Consider the following 16,071-nt stretch of genomic DNA (forward strand, 5'->3'; position numbering starts at 1 on the left):
GCGGGGAGCGATCAGGAAGCCATCATGAGCGTGCAACCGCAAGTCCTTTCGTCCGCCACCGGTCCCGCCGTGGGCATGTCGGTAACGACCTTCGAGAACCCGATGGGCATCGACGGCTTCGAATTCGTCGAGTTCGCCGCGCCCGCCGGCCAGGCCGGACATCTCCACGACTATTTCCGCAAGCTGGGCTTCGTGCGCGTGGCCCGCCACCGCACCCGCCCGATCACCACCTACCGCCAGGGCGACTGCACCTTCCTGGTGAACGAAGACCCGGATTCCTTCGCCGCGCGCTTCGCCGAGAAGCACGGCCCCAGCGCCTGCGGCTTCGCCATCCGGGTGAAGAAGCTGGCCGACTGGGTGCGCACCCAGGCACTGAAGAACGGCGCCGAGGCGTTCGCCGCCGAGGACGAGCTGAGCAAGGCGGTGGCCGCGCCGGTGATCAAGGGCATCGGCGACTGCATGCTGTACCTGGTCGACCGCTACGACGCCAAGGGCACGATCCACGACCCGGACTACGAGTACGAAGCCGGCGTGGAGCTGAAGCCGGCCGGCTTCGGCCTGACCTTCATCGACCACCTGACCCACAACCTCTACCCGGGCAACATGGCCAAGTGGGCGGACTACTACGAGCGGCTGTTCAACTTCCGCGAGATCCGCTACTTCGACATCAAGGGCGCCAAGACCGGCCTGTTCTCCAAGGCGATGACCGCGCCGGACGGCATGGTGCGCATCCCGCTCAACGAATCTGCCGACCCCAAGTCGCAGATCAACGAGTTCCTGGAGGCGTACCACGGCGAGGGCATCCAGCACATTGCCTGCTTCACCGAGGACATCTACGCCACGGTGGAGAAGATGCGCGAGGCCGGGATCGAGTTCCTCGACACCCCGGACACCTACTTCGAGGTGATCGACCAGCGCATCCCGGACCACGGCGAGGACGTGGAGCGGCTGCGCCGCAACCGCATCCTGATCGATGCCGATCCGGAGACCGGCAAGCGCAAGCTGCTGCAGATCTTCACCCAGAACGCGATCGGCCCGATCTTCTTCGAGATCATCCAGCGCAAGGGCAACGAGGGCTTCGGCGAGGGCAACTTCAAGGCCCTGTTCGAGAGCATCGAGCGCGACCAGATGCGCCGCGGGGTCCTCTGACAGCGTGACAGGGAAGCCCCTCCCCGGGACGGGGAGGGGCTCGCAAGGGCGAACGAGGATGAACGCTGTGACTGAACTGCAGTACATGACCGGCTTCGGCAACGAGTTCGCCAGCGAAGCCATTCCCGGGACCTTGCCGGAAGGGCAGAACTCGCCGCAGCGGGTGGCGCACGGGCTCTATGCCGAGCAGATCTCCGGCACCGCGTTCACCGCGCCGCGCGCGCACAACCGGCGCAGCTGGCTGTACCGGATCCGCCCGGCGTCGATGCACGGCAGCTTCGCCCCGTTCGCGCAACCGCGCTTCCACAACGACTTCGGCAGCGGCCCGGTGACCCCGGAACAGCTGCGCTGGGACCCGCTGCCGCTGCCGGCGCAGCCCACCGACTTCATCGAAGGCCTGTACACCGTGGCCGGCAACGGCTCGCCGGCGGCGCAGGCGGGCGTGGGCGTGCACCTGTACGCCGCCGACCGCGACATGGCCGGGCGCTACTTCTACGACGCCGACGGCGAGCTGCTGCTGGTGCCGCAGCAGGGCCGGCTGCGCATCGCCACCGAGCTGGGCGTGGTCGAGGTCGAGCCGCAGCAGGTGGCACTGGTGCCGCGCGGCATCCGCTTCCGGGTGGAGCTGCCGGACGGCGCCTCGCGCGGCTACGTGCTGGAGAACTTCGGCGCCCCGCTGCGCCTGCCGGACCTGGGACCGATCGGTTCCAACGGCCTGGCCAGCCCGCGCGACTTCCAGGCGCCGGTGGCCGCGTACGAGGACCTCGAGGGCGATTTCGAGCTGGTGGCCAAGTTCCAGGGCCACCTGTGGCGCGCGCCGATCGACCACAGCCCGCTGGACGTGGTCGCCTGGCACGGCAACCACGTGCCGTGGCGCTACGACCTGCGCCGCTTCAACACCATCGGCTCGATCAGCTTCGACCACCCCGATCCGTCGATCTTCACCGTGCTGACCTCGCCCAGCGACACGCCCGGCACGGCCAACGTCGACTTCGTGATCTTCCCGCCGCGCTGGCTGGTGGCGCAGCACACCTTCCGCCCGCCCTGGTTCCACCGCAACGTGGCCAGCGAGTTCATGGGCCTGGTGCACGGCGCCTACGACGCCAAGGCGGAAGGGTTCGTGCCGGGCGGCTGTTCGCTGCACAACTGCATGAGCGGGCATGGTCCGGACGCGGCCACCTTCGAGAAGGCCTCGGCCGCCGACCTGTCGAAGCCGGACGTGATCACCGGAACCATGGCCTTCATGTTCGAGACCCGCGCCGTGCTGCGTCCGACCGCGCAGGCCATGGACGCGCCGCACCGCCAGCGCGAGTACCTGCAGTGCTGGGCCGGGCTGCGCAAGCATTTCCGCGCCCCGGCCTGAGCCGGGGCCCGGACCCGGACCCGGACCCGTCTACCGGCGCTTTCGCCCGGCCTTGACGGGCGCTGGCGCAGCCTCCGGCCATGCGGACGCGTCCCGGGGGAACCATGTCGTCGTCGACCAGGAAGATCGATGCCTGCCTGCTGATGCTGGCGCTGGCCTTGGCCTCGTGCACGCGTCCGCCGGACACGGCGGCGCAGGCGGAGGAGCCGGACTGGGAGCCGATGGCCCGGTCCGCGCAGGACGAGGGCCACGACGGTCCCGAGGGCGCCGACGTGCCGCCGGCCACCGTGCCGCATGCAGCCTCCGCGCTGGCGACGCTGGCCACAAGCTTCGAGGGCTTCGGCCCGGTGCGCTTTGGCGAGGGCGCCGAGTCCCTGCGCGAACTCTGGAAGGGCGGGCTGGAGGGCGATGCCGATCCGGCCGATCCGCAGGCCTGCTACTACCTGTTCCCGCGGCCACGCCCGCAGCACGGCCATGGCACGGCCTTCATGATCGAGCGTGGCCGCTTCGTGCGGGTGGACGTGGACCAGGCCGGCGCGGTGGCCCCCGGTGGTGGCCGCATCGGCATGGACGCGGAACAGATCCACGCCCTGTACCCGGGGCAGGTGGAGGAAGCCCCGCACAAGTACGTCGAGGGCGGGCGCTACCTGCGGGTGGTGGCCGACGGCAGCCCGGCGGTGCTGGTGTTCGAGGTGGATGCCGACGGCCAGGTACGGTCCTGGCGCGTGGGCCTGCCACCGCAGGTGGACTACGTCGAGGGCTGCGGCTGAGCGTTGCTGCGCCCGGCGCGTGCAGGCCCGCGCGCATGGAACCGGCCCGATGCGGGGAGGACTGCGATGGTGGCGACACTGGGGGGATTCGCGCTGGGCCTGCTGCTGCTGGCGCTGGGCGGCGACTCGGCGGTCAAGGGCGTGTCCGGGCTGGGGCAACGACTGGGCCTGCGCCCGTTCGTGGCCGGGGTGCTGCTGCTGGCGTTCGCCACCTCGATCCCGGAACTGGCGGTCAACCTGCGTGCGGTCGCGATCGGGCAGGGCCACCTGGCGCTGGGCAATGCAGTCGGCAGTACCCTGGCCAACCTCGGCCTGACCCTGGGCCTGGCCGCGCTGGCGGCGCCGCTGCTGCTGCACGCGCGCCTGCTGCTGCCGCAGCTGGTGCTGCTGGTGGCGGCGGTGCTGGTGCTGGTGCTGCTGGGCCTGGACGGCTACGTCGGCCGCATCGACGGCCTGGTGCTGGTGGCCGCCTTCATCGTGGCGCTGGCCCATGTCCTGCGCCGCGCCGCCCGCGAGGCGCCGGAGGTGCAACAGGGCATCGCCGGCTACGCCGCCACCCGCACCGTGCCGTGGCTCAACCTGCTGCGCCTGGCCATCGCCATCCCGCTGCTGTGGTTCGGCGCGCGCTGGGTGGTGTCCGCCGGCCTGGACCTGGGCCGGGCCTGGGGCCTGACTCCGCTGCTGGCGGGCCTGCTGCCGGTGGCCATCGGCAGCACCTTGCCGGAAATCGCCGCGGCCATCGCCGCCGCGCGGCGCGGCCAGGGCGACATGGTCGCCGGGCATGTGTTTGGCTCCAGCCTGTGCAACCTGCTGCTGGTCGTCGGCGGCACCGCGGCGGTGCAGCCGCTGGCCCTGCCGGCCTCGTTCGTGCGCCTGGAGCTGCCGGCGCTGCTGGTCCTGGCCGCCCTGGCCTGGCCGATGCTGCGCGGCGACCGCCGGCTGTCGCGCGGCGAGGGCGGCGTCCTGGTGGCGGTGTTCGCTGCCTGGATCGTGCTGGAGCTGGCGCTGCTCTGAACCGCGCTCAGGCGTCCTCGCCGGGCCCGCGACCTTCGCCCACCGGTTCGCTGCCCGGTTGCGCCGGGCGTTCGGCCATGTGCAGCGACAGCGCCGCCTTGGCCATCAGGTGCGCGCCGATCGGCGCGGTGATGAACAGGAACGCGGTGATCAGCAGTTCGCGCGGCTGCGGGTCGGTCTCGCCCAGCCAGTGGTAGCCGATCGAGGCGGCCAGCACGCAGCCCACGCCCAGGGTGCTGGCCTTGGTCGGCGCGTGCAGGCGCTTGAAGAAATCCGAGAACTTCACCAGGCCGATCGAGCCGACCAGGATGAAGAAGGCGCCGGCCGCCAGCAGGAGGACCAGCAGGATGGCGATGACCCAGCTCATTCGACGATGTCCCTGCGCAGCACGTACTTGCTCAGCACCACGGTGCTGACGAAGCCGAGCATGGCGATGATCAGCGCGGCCTCGAAGTAGATCGCGGTATTGAGGTGCATGCCCAGCAGGATCAGCTGGGCGATCGCGGCCACCGAGAGGGTGTCCAGGGCCAGGATGCGGTCGGGCACCGAGGGGCCGCGCAGCAGGCGGTACAGCGCCAGCAGCATGGCGAAGGCGGTCACGTGCATGGTGCCGACGATGGCCCAGCCGACCAGTGCCTGCGGGGTCACGGGAAGATCTCCATCAGCGGGGCCTCGTAGCGGGTCTTGATCTCATGGATCACGGCGTCCGCGTCCTTGAGGTTGAGCACGTGCACCAGCAGGTAGCGGCGGTCGTCCGACAGCGCGGCCGACACCGTGCCGGGGGTCAGGGTGATCATGCTGGTCAGCGCGGCGATGCCGTGGATGTTGCCGATGTCCAGCGGCACCCAGATGAAGCCGGGGGTGATCTCCTCCTCCGGCCCCAGCACCTGGCGGGCCACGGTGATGTTGGAGCGGACCACGTCCAGCGCCAGCACGCACAGCATCCGCGGGATGCCGCTGATCCGGCCGATGCGGGCGAACTCGCGGTCCAGGCGCGCGGCGAACGGCGGGATGGCCAGCGCCAGCAGCAGCCCCATCAGCGCATGGCCGACGCTGACTTCCGAGTTCATCAGCAGCCAGAACACGAACACCGTCACCGCCAGCGGCAGCGACGGGACGATGCGGCGCAGCAGCGGCTTGCGCTCCCGGGTGCTCACGGGATCCTCCCTTGCGGCAGCGTCGCCCGCACCTGTTCGACGTAGGCTTCCGGTGCCTGCAGCTGGGTGCCGGTGGCGCGGGTGTATTCCAGCATCGGCGATGCGCCCAGGACCATGGCCACGCCGTAGGCGAGGAGGAGGACCGTGGCGGCCGTCTCCAGCGGGCGGCTCGGCGCCTCGCGCATCTGCTCGCGCGGCACGTATCGGGCGACCTGTTCGGGCGAAGCGTCGGGCCACGGCTCCTGGCGCCAGAACAGGCGGGTGCCGGCGCGCGCCAGTCCCACCAGCATCATGAAGCTGCTGCCCAGCACCAGCAGCCACACCCAGAAGGTACGCGGGCCATCGGGTACCGCCTCCAGCATCACCAGCTTGCCGATGAAGCCCGACAGCGGCGGCAGGCCGGCCAGCGATACCGCGGCCACCAGGTACAGGGCGGCCGGCACGGTGGAGCCGGGCAGGGCGGCGACCACGTCCTTGCGGTCGCTGGCCGCGCCGCGGCGGCGCCGCACCAGGTCGGCCAGCAGGAACAGGGCCGCGCCGCCGAAGGTGCTGTGCACCAGGTAGTACAGGCCGGCCCCGACCGTGCCCGCGCTATCCAGGGCGAAGGCGATGAACAGGGTCGCCGCCGACGAGAGCGCCAGGTAGGCGGCCAGCGAGCGCAGGCGGCGCGCGGCCAGCACGCCCAGCGCCGCCAGCACCAGGGTGATCGCGCCCAGCACCAGCATCGCCGGCCAGGCGAAGCCGGCCAGCGGCCCGGCCAGGCCGAACACCAGGGAGCCCACGCGCAGCACCGCGTACAGGCCGACCTTGGTCATCACCGCGAACAGCGCGGCCACCGCGGCCGGGGCGTGGGTATAGGTCTCCGGCAGCCACAGGTACATCGGCAGCAGCGCCGCCTTGGCACAGAACACCACCAGCAGCAGGCCACCGGCGGCCTGGACCAGGGCGCGGTCCTGCGACCCGACCTCGGCCACCCGCACCGCCAGTTCGGCCATGTTGAGCGTGCCCAGCAGGCCGTAGACCAGGCCCAGGGCGACCAGGAACAGGGTCGAGGCGGCGATGTTGAAGGACACGTAGTGCAGGCCGGCGCGCAGGCGCTCGCCGCGGCCGCCGCTGAGCATCAGCCCGTAGGAGGCGATCAGCAGGATCTCGAAGAACACGAACAGGTTGAACACGTCGCCGGTGAGGAAGGCGCCGTTGATGCCCATCATCTGGAACTGGAAGAAGGCATGGAAATGCGGCGCGCGGCGGTCCCAGCCGGCGCAGGCGTGCAGCAGGCAGCCGATGCCGAGCAGCGCCGCCACCAGCAGCATCAGTGCCGCCAGCCGGTCCACCATCAGGGCGATGCCCAGCCGCGCCGGCCAGTCGCCGACCAGGTATACGCCGACCTCGCCGCCGGCTGCACCCCGCACCAGCAGCACGGCGAGCACCAGCATCAGGCCCATCGAGGTCCAGGCCACGATCCGCTGCGGCGCCATGCCGAAGCGGCGGTGCTCGAACATCAGTGCCAGGGCGGCGGCCACCAGCGGCACCAGGATCGGCAGCAGCGGCAGGTGCGCGATCATGCGCGGCCCTCGCGGTCGGGCGAGGCCACCGCGCCCTGGGCGGGCACCGATTCATTGCCCGCCACCAGCTCGGCCGCGTGCGCGGCCAGGCGTGCCTCGTCGTGGCGCAACTGCTCGCGGCGCTGGAATTCCGCCTCGGCGCGGCTGCCGTCCACGTGGTCGCTGTGGTTGTCGGCGCGGCTGCGGATGGCCAGCACGATGATCACCGCGGTCATGGCGAAGGCGATCACGATCGCGGTCAGCACCAGGGCCTGGGGCAGGGGATCGGTGTAGTACGCCGGCTCGGCGGGCATGCCCTCGCGCAGCACCGGCGGCTTGCCCGTCACCAGGCGCCCGCTGGAGAAGATCAACAGGTTGGTGGCGTAGGACAGCAGGGTCAGCCCCAGGATCACGTCGAAGCTGCGCGCCCGCAGCAGCAGGTACACGCCCGCGGCGGTGAGGATGCCGATCGCGCTCGCCATCGCCAGTTCCATCAGCCCAGTTCTCCGGTACGGGTCGAACGCTGGCCCGGCTCGATCACGCCCAGCCGCGCCACCGTGGTGCGCGAGGGGCGGATGGTGCCGAGCATCGACAGGATGAGCATGGCGCCGCCGAACACCACCAGGTACACGCCGGTGTCGAAGCCCATGGCGCTGGCCAGTTCCAGGGTGCCGACCAGCGGCAGTTCCAGTTCCAGGTGGCCGCTGGTGAGGAACGGGACGCCGAACAGGAACGCAGCCGCGCCGCTGGCCGCCGCCACCACCAGGCCGATGCCGATGCAGCGGATGTAGTCGAAGCCGAAGCGCGACTCGACCGAGGCCGCGCCCTGGATCACGTACTGGATCAGCAGCGGCACCGCCAGCACCAGGCCGGCGATGAAGCCACCGCCGGGCGCGTTGTGTCCGCGCAGGAACAGGAATACCGAGACGGTGAGGGTCAGCGGGAACAGCAGCTGGGCAAGGTCGGCCGGCACCGGCAGCTTCACCGGGCCGCCGGACATGACCTTCTCCGGGGCCATCCGCGCGCGCCGCAGTAGGGCGTGCACGATCAGCGCGGCCACGCCGAACACGGTGATCTCGCCGAAGGTATCGAAGCCGCGGAAGTCGACCAGGATCACGTTGACCACGTTGCGGCCGTAGGCCTCCGGCAGCGAGCGTGCCAGCATCTCCACGCTGGCCGCGTCCGGGCTCGGGTCGCGGGCCATCATCGCGTACGCCAGCACCGCCACGCCCAGGCCGGCGGCGGCGGCCACCACGATGTCGCGGTAGCGCCGCGCCGGGCGCCGCTCCGGCGGCGAGCGCGGCGGCAGGTAGTGCAGGCCCAGCAGCAGCAGCGCCAGGCTGACCATCTCCACCAGCAGCTGGGTCAGGGCCAGGTCCGGGGCGGACAGGAACACGAAGGCCATGCTGACCATCAGGCCGATGCCGCCCACGACCAGCAGGGCCAGCAGGCGCTGCCGGTACAGGCGGATGGTCCACGCGGTGCAGGCCACCATCACCAGCCACAGGAACCAGCCCAGCAGCGGCATCGGCGAGGGCGCGCGCAGCACCGGCAGCGCGCCGCCACCGAGGGAATCGACGAACGGCGCCACCCCGGCGGCAAGCGCGGCCAGCACCAGCAGCAGCATGCTGCGCTGGACGCTGCCGTTGGCGATCCGGGTGGTGAAACGGTTGGCCAGGCCGTACAGGGCATCCATGTTCCAGCGGAACACGTTCCGGCCCAGCGAGCCGCGCACGATCGCGTGCAGGTCGAACAGGCGGCGCAGGCCGAAGTACAGGGCGATGCCGCCGACGATGCCGCACAGGCTCATCAGCAGCGGCACGTTCAGCCCGTGCCATACCGCCAGGCTGTAACCGGGCATGGCCGCGCCGAGGATGGCGCCGACGCCGGCGTGCAGCACCGGGGCCACGGTGAAGGCCGGGAACACGCCCACCGCGATGCACAGCACCACCAGCACCTCGACCGGGATCTTCATCCAGCGCGGCGGCTCGTGCGGCTCGCGGTCCAGGGCGCGCGGTCCCTTGCCGAAGAAGGTCTCGTAGACGAAGCGCAGGCTGTAGGCCACGCCGAAGATGCCGTACAGCAGCGCGGCCACGGCGATGCCCAGGCGCATGTAGGCGTGGCCGCGGATCTCCAGCGCCTCGGTGAAGAACATCTCCTTGGACAGGAAGCCGTTGAGCAGCGGGATGCCGGCCATCGCCAGCGAGGCGATCACCGCCAGCGCGCTGGTCATGGGCATGGCCCGCCGCAGGTTGCCCAGGCGGCGGATGTCGCGGGTGCCGGTCTCGTGGTCGATGATGCCGGCGGCCATGAACAGCGAGGCCTTGAAGGTGGCGTGGTTGAGGATGTGGAACACGCCGGCGACCACCGCCATCGGCGTGGACAGGCCGAACAGCAGGGTGATCAGGCCCAGGTGGGAAATGGTCGAGTACGCCAGCAGGCCCTTGAGGTCGTGCTGGAAGATCGCGAACCAGGCGCCCAGCAACAGGGTCGCCGCACCGATGCCGCTGACCAGGTAGAAGAACAGGTCGCTGCCGGCCAGCGCCGGGTGCAGCCGCGCCAGCAGGAACACGCCGGCCTTCACCATGGTTGCCGAGTGCAGGTAGGCCGACACCGGGGTGGGCGCGGCCATCGCGTGCGGCAGCCAGAAGTGCACCGGGAACTGCGCGCTCTTGGTGAACACGCCGGCCAGCACCAGGCCCAGCGCCCAGGGGTAGAGCGCGCTGTCGCGGATCAGTTCGCCGGAGGCCAGCACCGCGTCCAGGTCGTAGCTGCCGACGATGCGGCCGATCAGCAGCACGCCGCCAAGCAGGGCCAGGCCGCCGCCGCCGGTGATGGCCAGGGCCATGCGCGCGCCTTCGCGCGCGTCCTGGCGGTGGGTCCAGAAGCCGATCAGCAGGAACGAGCTGATGCTGGTCAGTTCCCAGAACACCAGCAGCAGGAGCAGGTTGCCGGCCAGCACCACGCCCAGCATCGAGCCCATGAACAGCAGCAGGTAGCTGAAGAAGCGCACCGCGCTGTCGCGCGCGGAGAGGTAGTAGTGCGCGTACAGCACCACCAGCGCGCCGATCGCCAGTACCAGCCCGGCGAACATCCAGGCCAGCCCGTCCAGGCGCAGGTCGAAGTCCAGGCCGATGTGCGGGATCCAGGCGTGCTCGCCGCGCACGATCCAGCCCTGCAGCACCGAAGGAGTCAGCCAGCCCAGCACCGCCAGGCCCAGCAGCGGGGCCGCGCCGGCCACCCACGCGGCGGCGGCCCGCGAACGGGGGCGCAGCAGGGCCAGCAGCGCCGCTGCTAGGAAGGGCAGGGCGAGGAGGACTTCCAGGAACGGGATCATCCGTGCGGTCGTGGGGGCCGTCGTGGTGAACCCGGGAGTTTAGCAGCGGGCGGCGTGCTCTCCGCGTGCTGCGCCGCGGCAGCGCCTAGTAACGCCAGCCCAGCCGGCGGTAGCACTTGGCCATGACCCAGGCCGGGCCGATCAGCAGGTAGACCAGGTCGGTGAGGAAGCTGGGACGCCGGCCCTCGTAGTGGTGGCCGACGAACTGCGCGACCCAGGCGAACACGAATACCGCCGCGGCGGCGGCCAGCAGCACGCCCGGGCCCAGGCGCATCTCGATCAGCCGGCACACGCAGCCGCAGAAGAAGAACAGCGCCAGCATGCCCAGGCCCAGCCGCCGCGACAGGCGGTTGTAGAAAGACCAGGCGGCGAACATCGCCAGCGCCGCCCAGATCCCGGTGCGGGTCCAGGTGCCGAACACCGGCACGCACCAGACCAGGGCGACCACCGACCACAGGATGGCCGGCACCGCGACCACGTGGATGCGCTGGTTGAGCGGGTGGCGGTGGTCGGCCGAGTAGCTGGCGAAGTAGCGGTCGATCGCCCGCGTCGGCCCGGAATGCGGGGCTTGGCTCATGGGCTCACCTGCGGTGGGCGTGGCTGGCCCGCGAGCATAGCCATTTATGTGCCGCGCCTCCCGCCGCGTCGCGACACCGCCGGTAGAGTCCGGCCCGGCGCCGCGGCGCTGCGTCCCGGCCGGCGGCGCCTGCATCCGTTGGCAGGCGGCCGCATGTACGCACCCGCCCCGGGCCCGGAAAGCACGAGGCCCGCGGTTGCGGGCCTCGCGGGCGCGGTGCTGGCTTCAGTCCACGCTGATGCCGGCCAGCTTCTGCAGCGCCTCGGCGTAACGGGCGCGGGTGCGCTCGATCACCTCGGCCGGCAGCTTCGGGCCCGGCGGGGTCTTGTCCCAGTCCAGGGTCTCCAGGTGGTCGCGCACGATCTGCTTGTCGTAGCTGGGCGGGCTGATGCCGACCTGGTACTCGTCCGCCGGCCAGTAGCGCGAGGAATCCGGGGTCAGCATCTCGTCCATGATGTACAGCCGGCCGTCGGCGTCGGTGCCGAACTCGAACTTGGTGTCGGCCAGCAGGATGCCGCGCTCGGCCGCGTAGGCGGCGGCGAACTTGTAGATGCGCAGGGTGGCGTCGCGCACGCGCTCGGCCAGGTCGGCGCCGACCGCGCGCACCATGGCATCGAAGTCGATGTTCTCGTCGTGGTCGCCGACGGCGGCCTTGGTCGAGGGGGTGAAGATCGGCTCGGGCAGCTGCTCGGCCTGGCGCAGGCCCGGGGGCAGGGCGATGCCGCTGACTTTGCCGGTGCGCTGGTAGTCCTTCCAGCCGCTGCCGATCAGGTAGCCGCGGGCGATGGCCTCCACCGGCACCGGCTTGAGCTTGCGGGTCACCACCGCGCGCCGGGCGTACAGCGCCGGGTCCACGCCCTCGGGCAGGACCGCGGCCACGTCGATGCCGGTGAGGTGGTTGGGCATCAGGTGGGCGGTCTTGGCGAACCAGAAGTTGGAGATCTGGCAAAGCATCTCGCCCTTGCCCGGGATCGGGTCGGGCAGGACCACGTCGAACGCCGACAGGCGGTCGGTCGCCACCATCAGCAGGTAGCCGTCGGGCGAGACGGCGCCGGGGCCGGCGGCAGCCAGGGCTGCGTCGGGAATGCGTTCGCGGGGCAGGTCGAACACGTCGCGCACCTTGCCGCGGTGGCGCAGCGGCAGGCCGGGGAGGTCGGACTGGAGCAGGGTCGTGGACAACGCAGTCTCCGGGCAGTGCTCAGGTTGACAGGGGCCGCCGCGAACGGTACCCGGCCGGCGGCGGGTCGCACAGTGTACGGCGAGCCGGGGCGGCTGTGCCGTACAATCGCATGCTCCCCAACGTGGACCCCTCCGGGGCGCGCCGCCGCATGAATCGCTGGTACGGAAAACTGCTGGGGCTGGTGGCCGGGGCCCTGCTGTTCCGGCCCAATCCGCTGTTCGGCGCGGTCATCGGCCTGCTGGTCGGCCATGCCTTCGATACCGACTGGTTCGCCCTGCGCCGGCACGGCAACCCCTACGCCGAGCTGGGGCTGGAGCCGGATGCCAGCGACGCCGAGGTCGACCAGGCCTACCGCCGGCTGATGTCCCAGTACCACCCCGACCGCGTCGCCGGGGCCGCGCCGGAGCTGCGCGCCCAGGCCGAGGAGCGCGCCCGCGCCATCAACGCCGCCTACGACCGCATCCGCGCCCTGCGCAAGCGCCGCTGAGCGCCCGGGGCCCCGTCCGCCTTCATCCGCGAGCCGACCATGCAGCCCACCGTCATCGCCCCGTCCATCCTCTCGGCCGATTTCGCCCGCCTGGGCGAGGAGGTCGACAACGTCCTGGCCGCCGGCGCCGACTGGGTGCACTTCGACGTGATGGACAACCATTACGTGCCCAACCTGACGATCGGTCCGATGGTCTGCCGGGCGCTGCGCAAGCACGGGGTGCAGGCCTTCATCGACGTGCACCTGATGGTCGAGCCGGTGGACCGCATCGTCCCGGACTTCGCCGCCGCCGGCGCCAACCTCATCAGCTTCCACCCCGAGGCCAGTCGCCACGTCCACCGCACCATCCAGCTGATCAGGTCGCACGGCTGCCAGGCCGGCCTGGTGCTCAACCCCGCCACCCCGGTGGAGGTGCTGGACTGGGTGCTGGAGGACCTGGACCTGGTGATGCTGATGTCGGTCAACCCGGGCTTCGGCGGCCAGGCCTTCATTCCCTCCAGCCTGGACAAGCTGCGCGCGGTGCGGGCGATGATCGACAAGACCGGCAAGCCGATCCGGCTGGAGATCGACGGCGGGGTCAAGGCCGACAACATCGGCCAGATCGCCGCCGCCGGCGCCGATACCTTCGTCGCCGGCTCGGCGATCTTCGCCGAGCCGCGTACCCGCGCGCACTACGCCGAGGTGATCGGGCGGATGAAGGCCGCGGTGGAGTCCGCGCGCGGCTGAGCCAGGCAGCCGGCCACGCCCTGCCGGCGCCGCCGGCCCGGTTGGGGGTCCATCCCCGGCTGGCCTCCTGCACGGCCGAGCGTGCCCTGCACGCATGACCGGGGCATGACGGCCGCGGCTTCACGCCCGGCGGCGCGCGGTGTTGCTAGCGTGCGCACCTCTCCCACGGGTGTCCGCATGCCTGCAGCCGATCCGCATCCCCCCGCGTTGTGGCTGGTCCTCAACGGCAAGGCCGCCGGCGAGGACGCCGTGCGCGAGGCCGTGGCCGCGCTGCGCGGGCAGGGGCACGCGGTTGCCGTGCGGGTGACCTGGGAGGACGGCGACGCCGCCCGCTACGTGGCCGAGGCGCTGGAGGCCGGCGCCGCCACCCTCGTCGCCGGCGGCGGCGACGGCACCCTCAGCGAGGTCGCGCAGGCCCTGGCCGAACAGGACGCCGGTGCCGATGCCCTGCCGGCGCTGGCGCTGCTGCCGCTGGGCACGGCCAACGACTTCGCCAGCGCAGCCGGCATCCCCGCTGAGGCCGATGCCGCGCTTGACCTGGCCCTGCAGGCACCGGCGGTGAACGTGGACCTGCTCCGGATCGAGGCCGATGGCCGCCGCCACTGGTGCGCCAACCTGGCCAGCGGCGGCTTCGGCACCGAGGTGACGGTGGAAACCGACGAGGGCCTCAAGAGCCTGCTCGGCGGACTGGCCTACCTGGTGACCGGGATCGCGAAGCTGGGCCGGATCGAACCGGTGGAAGTACGCGTGCGCGGCCCGCGGTTCGCCTGGGAGGGCGGGCTGATCGCGCTGGGGCTGGGCAATGGCCGCCAGGCCGGCGGCGGGCGCGAGCTGTGCCCGGAGGCGCGGATCGACGACGGCCTGCTGGAGCTGACCGTGATCCCCGAGCTGTCCGGCGAGCTGGCCTCCACCCTCGGTACCCTGGTCAGGGACGGCCAGCGTGCCGCGCTGGAACGGATCGCGGTGCGCACGCGCCTGCCCTGGGTGGAGCTGGAAGGGCTGGCCGGGCCGTTCACCCTCAACCTCGACGGCGAACCGCTGCAGGCGCGCCGCTTCCGCGTCGAATGCGTGCCCGGGCGCCTGCGCATGCGCCTGCCGCCCGGCAGCCCGTTGCTCTCGCAACCTTCCTGAGCCACGCGCAGGCGCTGCGCGCGCGCGCCGATGCGGGTAAAGTGGGCGGCATGTTCGGCCAGACGATCAGGCTCCACCGCTCCTCCGCGCGCCAGGCTTGGCGATGGCGGCCCCATGCCGTCGTTTGCCATGCCCCGTATTGCCGGAAGGAAGCCTGCCTTGATCACGTCCGAACAGTTCCAGCGCCACGCCGCTGAAGCCCGCTACACCCGCGTTCCCGTCGTCCGCGAGGTCCTGTCCGACCTCGATACCCCGCTTTCTGTCTACCTGAAGCTGGCCGACGCGCCGCATACCTATCTCTTCGAATCGGTCGAGGGCGGCGAACGCTTCGGCCGCTATTCGATCATCGGCCTGCCGGCGCGCCGCACCGTCAGCTTCCGCGGGCACGCCATGGAAGTGCGCGAGGACGGGAAGGTGGTGGACAGCCGCCAGGTCGAGGACCCGTTCGCCGAGGTCGAGGCCCTGCGCACCTCGTACTCGGTGCCGCAGCTGGAAGGCCTGCCGGGGTTCACCGGCGGCCTGGTCGGCTGGTTCGGCTTCGAGTGCATCGGCTACATCGAGCCGCGCCTGGCCGGCGCGGTGGCGCGCGACGAGATCGGCACTCCGGACATCTACCTGATGCTGTCCGAGGAACTGGCGGTGTTCGACAACCTCAAGGGCCGCCTGTACCTGATCGTGCATGCCGACCCGCGCCAGCCCGGCGCCTGGGACGCCGCGCAGGCACGCCTGGACGCCCTGGTCGCCAAGCTGCGCCAGCCCGGCCACTACCCGGCGCCGCTGCGCCGCGACGTGCTGGACGAGAGCCACTTCGTCTCCGGCTTCACCCGCGAAGGCTTCATCGAGGCGGTGGAGAAGTCCAAGGAATACATCCGCGCCGGCGACGTGTTCCAGGTGGTGCTGAGCCAGCGCCTGAGCGTGCCGTTCAACGCCCGTCCGGTGGACGTGTACCGCGCCCTGCGCGCGCTCAACCCCTCGCCGTACATGTACTTCCTCGACACTGGCGAGGTACAGGTGGTCGGCTCCTCGCCGGAGATCCTGGTGCGGCTGCAGGGCGGCCAGGTCACCGTGCGCCCGATCGCCGGTACCCGCCCGCGCGGGCGCACGCCGGAGGAGGACCTGGCCCTGGAACAGGAGCTGCTGGCCGATCCCAAGGAGCGCGCCGAGCACGTAATGCTGATCGACCTGGGCCGCAACGACGTCGGCCGGGTGTCGGAGCCGGGCAGCGTCGAGGTCGGCGAGCGCTTCGTGATCGAGCGCTACAGCCACGTCATGCACATCGTCAGCGAGGTCACCGGCCGGCTGCTGCCGGGCCTGAGCTACGCCGACGTGCTGCGCGCCACCTTCCCGGCCGGCACCGTGTCCGGCGCGCCCAAGATCCGCGCGCTGGAAGTGATCCGCGAACTGGAGCCGATCAAGCGCAACGTCTACGCCGGCAGCATCGGCTACATCGGCTGGCACGGCGACGCCGACACCGCCATCGCCATCCGCACCGCGGTGATCAAGGACGGCCGCCTGCACGTCCAGGCCGGCGCCGGCATCGTCTACGACTCCGACCCGCAGAAGGAGTGGGACGAGACCATGAACAAGGGCCGCGCGCTGTTCCGCGCCGTGGCCCAGGCCGCGCAGGGACTGTGAG

Annotated in this window: 15 protein-coding genes and 1 pseudogene; 8 read left to right on the top strand and 8 right to left on the bottom strand. The window is 71.4% G+C overall.

Going from position 1 to position 16,071, the window contains the following annotated elements; genetic code table 11:
- Positions 1–24 precede the first annotated feature (24 nt).
- From hppD to EIM47_RS12105, 4 genes are all read left to right on the top strand, one after another.
- Complete coding sequence (hppD, locus tag EIM47_RS12090) at positions 25–1,149, top strand: 4-hydroxyphenylpyruvate dioxygenase (protein ID WP_028915466.1); 1,125 nt, start codon at positions 25–27, stop codon at positions 1,147–1,149.
- Between the two features lie 58 nt (positions 1,150–1,207).
- The gene (gene hmgA / locus EIM47_RS12095; RefSeq protein ID WP_125077043.1) at positions 1,208–2,512 is read left to right on the top strand and encodes a homogentisate 1,2-dioxygenase; all 1,305 of its coding nucleotides are present in this window, start codon (positions 1,208–1,210) and stop codon (positions 2,510–2,512) included.
- Between the two features lie 104 nt (positions 2,513–2,616).
- The gene (locus tag EIM47_RS12100; RefSeq protein WP_125077044.1) at positions 2,617–3,282 is read left to right on the top strand and encodes a hypothetical protein; all 666 of its coding nucleotides are present in this window, start codon (positions 2,617–2,619) and stop codon (positions 3,280–3,282) included.
- A gap of 66 nt (positions 3,283–3,348) precedes the next feature.
- Positions 3,349–4,296 (top strand): sodium:calcium antiporter, encoded by a 948-nt coding sequence (locus EIM47_RS12105; protein WP_125077045.1) that lies wholly within the window; start codon positions 3,349–3,351, stop codon positions 4,294–4,296.
- Positions 4,297–4,303: 7 nt separating this feature from the next.
- Here the strand turns inward: EIM47_RS12105 and EIM47_RS12110 are convergent, their stop codons facing one another.
- From EIM47_RS12110 to EIM47_RS12145, 8 genes and pseudogenes are all read right to left on the bottom strand, one after another.
- A complete protein-coding gene (locus EIM47_RS12110) occupies positions 4,304–4,663 on the bottom strand; it encodes a Na+/H+ antiporter subunit G (protein WP_125077046.1) in 360 nt (119 codons plus the stop codon).
- Entirely contained in the window at positions 4,660–4,902 is a 243-nt protein-coding gene (locus tag EIM47_RS12115) for a K+/H+ antiporter subunit F (RefSeq protein WP_232207892.1), read from the bottom strand. The genes EIM47_RS12110 and EIM47_RS12115 overlap by 4 nt, the downstream gene beginning before the upstream one ends.
- Positions 4,903–4,940: 38 nt before the next feature.
- On the bottom strand, positions 4,941–5,453 hold the full coding sequence (locus EIM47_RS12120; RefSeq protein WP_028915463.1) for a Na+/H+ antiporter subunit E: 513 nt from the start codon (positions 5,451–5,453) through the stop codon (positions 4,941–4,943).
- Entirely contained in the window at positions 5,450–7,015 is a 1,566-nt protein-coding gene (locus tag EIM47_RS12125; RefSeq protein WP_164514607.1) for a monovalent cation/H+ antiporter subunit D, read from the bottom strand. The genes EIM47_RS12120 and EIM47_RS12125 overlap by 4 nt, the downstream gene beginning before the upstream one ends.
- A 152-nt stretch (positions 7,016–7,167) precedes the next feature.
- Positions 7,168–7,491: pseudogene (locus EIM47_RS12130) on the bottom strand (Na+/H+ antiporter subunit C); the annotation flags it as partial.
- Positions 7,491–10,334 (bottom strand): monovalent cation/H+ antiporter subunit A, encoded by a 2,844-nt coding sequence (locus EIM47_RS12135; RefSeq protein ID WP_125077049.1) that lies wholly within the window; start codon positions 10,332–10,334, stop codon positions 7,491–7,493. The gene EIM47_RS12135 and the pseudogene EIM47_RS12130, both read right to left, overlap by 1 nt.
- Before the next feature lie 85 nt (positions 10,335–10,419).
- The gene (locus EIM47_RS12140; RefSeq protein WP_019397997.1) at positions 10,420–10,911 is read right to left on the bottom strand and encodes an Mpo1-like protein; all 492 of its coding nucleotides are present in this window, start codon (positions 10,909–10,911) and stop codon (positions 10,420–10,422) included.
- A gap of 225 nt (positions 10,912–11,136) precedes the next feature.
- Positions 11,137–12,090: a phosphoribosylaminoimidazolesuccinocarboxamide synthase gene (locus tag EIM47_RS12145; RefSeq protein ID WP_019397996.1), complete on the bottom strand. Its 954-nt coding sequence runs from the start codon at positions 12,088–12,090 to the stop codon at positions 11,137–11,139.
- Positions 12,091–12,239: 149 nt separating this feature from the next.
- Here EIM47_RS12145 and EIM47_RS12150 point away from each other — a divergent pair, with 149 nt between their 5' ends.
- From EIM47_RS12150 to trpE, 4 genes are all read left to right on the top strand, one after another.
- Positions 12,240–12,578 (top strand): DnaJ domain-containing protein, encoded by a 339-nt coding sequence (locus tag EIM47_RS12150; RefSeq protein WP_026010389.1) that lies wholly within the window; start codon positions 12,240–12,242, stop codon positions 12,576–12,578.
- A 39-nt stretch (positions 12,579–12,617) separates the two neighbouring features.
- Positions 12,618–13,304, top strand: coding sequence for a ribulose-phosphate 3-epimerase (gene rpe / locus EIM47_RS12155; protein ID WP_019397994.1), 687 nt, complete (start codon positions 12,618–12,620; stop codon positions 13,302–13,304).
- A gap of 177 nt (positions 13,305–13,481) precedes the next feature.
- Complete coding sequence (gene yegS, locus EIM47_RS12160; RefSeq protein WP_125077050.1) at positions 13,482–14,435, top strand: lipid kinase YegS; 954 nt, start codon at positions 13,482–13,484, stop codon at positions 14,433–14,435.
- A 159-nt stretch (positions 14,436–14,594) separates the two neighbouring features.
- Entirely contained in the window at positions 14,595–16,070 is a 1,476-nt protein-coding gene (gene trpE, locus EIM47_RS12165) for an anthranilate synthase component I (protein ID WP_019397992.1), read from the top strand.
- The last annotated feature ends 1 nt before the right edge of the window (position 16,071 follow it).

The organism is Pseudoxanthomonas sp. SGT-18 (assembly GCF_003931645.1).
Lineage (GTDB): Bacteria > Pseudomonadota > Gammaproteobacteria > Xanthomonadales > Xanthomonadaceae > Pseudoxanthomonas.

Coding starts and splice junctions, on each gene's coding strand:
- hppD (WP_028915466.1), top strand. CDS start 25: ATGAGCGTGCAACCGCAAGTCCTTTCGTCCGCCACCGGTCCCGCCGTG.
- hmgA (WP_125077043.1), top strand. CDS start 1,208: ATGAACGCTGTGACTGAACTGCAGTACATGACCGGCTTCGGCAACGAG.
- EIM47_RS12100 (WP_125077044.1), top strand. CDS start 2,617: ATGTCGTCGTCGACCAGGAAGATCGATGCCTGCCTGCTGATGCTGGCG.
- EIM47_RS12105 (WP_125077045.1), top strand. CDS start 3,349: ATGGTGGCGACACTGGGGGGATTCGCGCTGGGCCTGCTGCTGCTGGCG.
- EIM47_RS12110 (WP_125077046.1), bottom strand. CDS start 4,663: ATGAGCTGGGTCATCGCCATCCTGCTGGTCCTCCTGCTGGCGGCCGGC.
- EIM47_RS12115 (WP_232207892.1), bottom strand. CDS start 4,902: ATGCACGTGACCGCCTTCGCCATGCTGCTGGCGCTGTACCGCCTGCTG.
- EIM47_RS12135 (WP_125077049.1), bottom strand. CDS start 10,334: ATGATCCCGTTCCTGGAAGTCCTCCTCGCCCTGCCCTTCCTAGCAGCG.
- EIM47_RS12140 (WP_019397997.1), bottom strand. CDS start 10,911: ATGAGCCAAGCCCCGCATTCCGGGCCGACGCGGGCGATCGACCGCTAC.
- EIM47_RS12150 (WP_026010389.1), top strand. CDS start 12,240: ATGAATCGCTGGTACGGAAAACTGCTGGGGCTGGTGGCCGGGGCCCTG.
- rpe (WP_019397994.1), top strand. CDS start 12,618: ATGCAGCCCACCGTCATCGCCCCGTCCATCCTCTCGGCCGATTTCGCC.
- yegS (WP_125077050.1), top strand. CDS start 13,482: ATGCCTGCAGCCGATCCGCATCCCCCCGCGTTGTGGCTGGTCCTCAAC.